This is a genomic window from Trueperaceae bacterium (assembly GCA_031581195.1).
GTDB lineage: Bacteria > Deinococcota > Deinococci > Deinococcales > Trueperaceae > SLSQ01.
Window position 1 is genome coordinate 1 of the sequence record JAVLCF010000093.1, and the last position, 1744, is coordinate 1744.

At 72.2% G+C, this 1744-nt stretch carries 2 protein-coding genes; both read right to left on the reverse strand.

From position 1 onward, the window contains the following. Nucleotides 1–560: MarR family winged helix-turn-helix transcriptional regulator (locus tag RI554_08875; protein ID MDR9392124.1), on the reverse strand; the 560-nt coding region annotated here is incomplete at its 3' end. 107 nt (nt 561–667) lie between these two features. Then, nucleotides 668–1744 (reverse strand): RNA polymerase sigma factor RpoD (rpoD, locus tag RI554_08880; protein ID MDR9392125.1); only part of this gene is annotated, 1077 nt, incomplete at its 5' end.

Here is a 1744-nt window from a genome sequence, read left to right on the forward strand (position 1 = left end):
CTCACGAGGGTGGTGTAGACGTCGACCAGGGTGCGGAGGTCGTCGTCGGAGACGTCGGCGAAGCGTTCGCGGCTGGCCTCGGCCCAGGCGTCGTCGACCGCGCGGGCGAGGGCGTGACCGGCGTCGGTCGCGTCGACGCGGATGCGGCGGCGGTCCTCGGGGTCGGGGCTGCGGGTCACGAGGCCTCGGTCCTCGAGGTCGCCGAGCAGGCTGGACATCATCGGGGGGGCGGTCTCGACGATCTCGCTCAGGGCCTTCGGGGAGCCGTGCCCCTGCGCGATCGAGGCGAGGACGAGGGCCTGGATGGGGCGCAGGCCGTGCGGCTCCAGCGCCCGCATGGACGCCTGGCGCAGCGACCACATGAGCGGCAGCGTCAGGCTGGCGAGGTCGTGGAGGAGCCGTTCGCGGTCGGGGGCGTCCGCGGCGTCGCTCGGGGCGGCGTCGCTCGGGGCGGCGGCGCCGGGGGGTGGGTCGCCGGTCGAGCGGGGGGTGGAGGGGAGGTTCGACACGAGCTCCATCGTGCGGGCCGTGGGGCGGGGGGACCGCAACCTGCGCGACATTCGTTCATGGAATGCAACTATTTCTGGCCCTACATGAACGCCGCGCCCCGTGAGGGGGCGCGGGGCAGGGGTCCGGACGGGCGTGCGGCGCGCCGACGCGCCGGGGGTCACTCCAGGAAGTCGCGCAGTTGCCGCGTGCGGCTCTCGTGGTACTTGAGCTTGCGCAGCGCCTTGTTCTCGATCTGGCGGATCCGTTCGCGCGTCACCCCGAAGTGCTGGCCGACCTCCTCGAGGGTGTGCTGCCGCCCGTCGATCAGGCCCTTGCGGAGCTTGAGGACCTCCGCCTCGCGCTCCCGCAACGCCCCGAGCGCATCCCCGATCGCGTCGTTCAGCATCGCCTCCGACGCCGTGTCCTCGGGGGACCCGACGGTGTCGTCGCTGATGAAGTCCCCGTACGTCGAGTCCTCCTCGTCGCCGATCGGCGCCTCGAGACTGAACGGCTTGCGGGTCAGCTCGAACGCCTCCTCGACGCGCTCGGCGTCCCACTCCGGCCCGAGCGCGCGGGCCAACTCCTCGTGCGTGGGTTCGCGGTTGAGCTCCTGCTCCAGCTGCTTCGCGGTGCGGTTGAGCTTGTTCAGCCGCTCGATCATGTGCACCGGAATGCGGATGGTGCGCGACTGGTTCGCGATCGCGCGGGTGACCGCCTGCCGGATCCACCACGTCGCGTACGTCGAGAACTTGTAGCGACGCCGGTACTCGAACCGATCGACCGCCTTGATCAGGCCGCGGTTGCCCTCCTGGATCAGGTCCAGCAGGCCGATGCCGCGCCCCGTGTACTTCTTCGCGATGCTGACGACCAGCCGCAGGTTCGCTTGGATCAGGTGCTCGCGCGCCGCCTGCCCGTCGCGGGCGATGCGGTCGAGGCGCCGAGCCGCCTTCGCGTCGAGATCCTCGCCGCGCTCGTCGAGCTCCTGCTCCGCCTCGAGGCCGGCCTCCATGCGGCGTGCCAACTCGATCTCCTCGCGCACGTCGAGCAGCTTCACCGTCCCGATCTCGTGCAGGTACTGCCGGACCGGGTTGTCGGTCCGGACCGACCCGCCGCTCATCGCCGCGGCGCGCGCCTCGAGCTCGCGGATCTCGTCGGCGTTCTGCGCCGCGGCGTCGGCGCGCTCCTGCTCCGCGGTCGCCTCCTCCGCGGCGAGGGCGGCCTCGTCCGGCTCCTCCTCGTCGAGGTCGCCGGCCAG